The 2713-nt window shown below is 65.3% G+C and carries 1 protein-coding gene; it reads right to left on the reverse strand.

Features of this window, described 5'->3' with window-relative positions; translation table 11 throughout:
* Positions 1 to 1787, reverse strand: a 1787-nt coding sequence (locus tag TSA1_RS28385; protein WP_100181375.1) for an alkaline phosphatase family protein, incomplete at its 3' end; no start/stop codon positions are given.
* Positions 1788 to 2713: the final 926 nt, after the last annotated feature.

A 2713-nucleotide genomic window follows, 5' to 3' on the forward strand; every position in this document is an offset into this window, starting at 1 on the left:
GCGGCGTCGAAATAGCGCTGGCTGCCGACGCGCTGGAAACTCAGCACGGTGGTCAGGCCGCCCTCGGCGGGCTTGGACTTCATCGTGCCGGCATAAGCCTTCGGCACGACGCCGTTGGGCAGAGCCTCCGACATCACCCGGCCGACGAGGCCACCGTTCTGCGAGGCGCGCAGGCCCATCAGCCGGGCGGCCGTCATGCCGACGTCGGCATTGCTGACCGGGATCTCGCTGACATAACCGGCTTTGAAGTCCGGACCGATGGCGGCCATGAAGTTCATGGTGTCGCCGCGGCTGAAGCTGCCATGCATGCCCTGGCCCTGGCGCAGCACGGTATCGGCGACCTGCACCGAACAGTTGGTCGGCGCCTCGCCGCAATCGCTGGCATAGGAGCGGAAGTTGACGACGATCGACGGCGTCGGCGTCGCCGCGCTGCCACGCAGATTGATGCTCGACAGCGGCAGCGTACCGGGGAAGCGGCCGAGCGAGTCCTCGACGAACAGGCCGGAGACATAGTCCTGCGCGAGCAGCGCCTTGATGGTCTTCGCCGCCAGCTTCTTGTCCTTGTTCGGGAGATAGACGAGGTCGGAGCCGCCATTGGTGGCGACGACGAGATCGGGCTTGGTGGGATCCTTGCCGAGCACGCCGTTGCCGGCCTTGGGATGCTTGTTGCCTTCGACCTTCGCGTTCTTGTCGTTGGGGTCGAACAGCGGCAGGTCCAGGGCCTTGGCAAGATCGAGCGCCAGGAATCCCATGGGGAGGAAATCCTTGGGCGTGTCGTCATAGCTGACCTTGGCCGAGGGGCTGGTCTTGCTTTCCTTGGAGATCGTCGAGAAGCCGTGGTCGGCCGAGATGATGATGTTGGTCGAGGCGGCGAGGCCGAGCTCGTCGAGCGCCTTGCGGAGCTGGGCGAGGTTGTTGTCGGCGTTCTTGATGCCGGCCATCGAGGTCGGCCCGTTGATGCCCGGCATGATCTGGTTGAGGCTGTCGCCGGTGTTGTGCTGGCTGCCGTCGGGATCGCGCGACCAGAACACCAGCACGAACGGCTTGTTGCGCGCCTTGAACATCGGCAGCACCACCTTGGCGGCGACGTCGGCGAAATAGGCCTGCTGCGCGACGTTGGCCACAATCGTGCCCGGCGTCTTGGCATCACCCGCCTTGGAATTGTCGCCGCGCGGCGGGGTGGCGGTAGGCAGGCCGGCCTTGGTCAGTGCGTCCTTCACCTCGTCCGACAGGGCGACACCGTTCTTGCCGCCGGTGGAGTCGTCGAACACGACCGAATGCAGGCCGGCCTTTTCGGGCTTGTCGGTATGGTCGAACTGGTAGGTCGGGCCGACCTTGCCGATCGCCGCGGTGCTGAGGCCCTTGTCGCGGGCCAGCTTCAGGATGGTCTCCTCGTTGAGATAGTCGCCCTTGAAATGCTCGTCGATGTCGCCGAGCACGGCATCGTTCTCGATGAAGGGGACCACGGTGTCGCCGGCGGGGGCGGAGGTGTAGCCGGTCCAGATCGTGTTGGAGAACACGCCGGTGTCGCCGAGATAATGGCCGGTCGACATCGCCGAGCCGTTGGCCATGGTGAAGGTCGGGAACAGCGAGTGCGGGTTCTTGAAATTGACACCCTTGTCGCGGACCTCGGCCATCGCGGGCGCCGTGTCGGGGTTCACCTTCAGCGCGCGCAGGCCGTCCGGGATGAACAGGATCAGGTTGCGGGGTGTGTTGTTCTGGGCAGAAGCAAGTCCGGTCGACAGCACGGTCAGTCCGGCGGACAGCAACAGCAGTGAACGGCGCATCGAAATCTCCCTGCGAGGCGGCTCGGCCGCAACCCGCGGCCCCCGGGGCCGCAACTCGCGGTCCCCGGTTCGTTTAGTTTCGCTGCATGACCGTTTTGTTACAAGGCCCGTCGCCGATGCAAGAGGGTTGGGGAGGGGGGCTTGTTAGTCTCGTGTCCCGGACGCGCTGCAACGCTCTTGGCGTTGCTGCGCAGAGCCGGGACCCAGCGGGCCACGGCACGCACCGATGCATGGACCCCGGCTCTGCAGCGCATCGTCGAAGAGACGCTGCGCTGCGTCCGGGGCACGCGAGCGTGGCTTTCGCGCACACTGCCTCCACATCGTGATTGCGAGCGCAGCGACTTGTCTGCCGAAGCCTTGGCGAAGGCGGGAGCAATCCTGAATCTTTCCGCGGTGACGATGTCGATCCCGTCATCCTGAGGTGCGAGGCGTGCGATGCGAACGCATCGCATGCGGAGCCTCGAAGGATGTGCGGCCGAGGTGCAGCCGGGCTGTCGCCCTTCGAGGCCTCCGCTTCGCTCCGGCGCCTCAGGGTGACGGTCACAGATGAGAGCTCGCAGCATCATCATTGCTGACACACGTCCGCATCCTCGCGGCTCATCTCGCCCGAGCTTTGCTTGATCTCCTCACCCTCGATTGAAAAAGGGCGCAGGGAAGACCGGGCGCCGGCTGGCACCCGCGGTCCACTGTGCGAATCCTGCGTAACGAGAAGCTGCACAGCGGCATACAGGTGTAGCCAGGACATCCCGGCCTTCCCTGCGCAGTGGCTTTACGGCTTATGTCGTGCTCTCCCCGGGGAGCGTTGCGCTATTGCCCCCGTCGCCTCGCGGATGACTGATGCGCGTGCCCGGTTGAGCAATGCACATCACCACAAGACTTGGCGCACAGACCCCGGGCGCCAGGACCACACGATTTTGCCGTACGCC

It is taken from the genome of Bradyrhizobium nitroreducens, assembly GCF_002776695.1.
Classification (GTDB): domain Bacteria; phylum Pseudomonadota; class Alphaproteobacteria; order Rhizobiales; family Xanthobacteraceae; genus Bradyrhizobium; species Bradyrhizobium nitroreducens.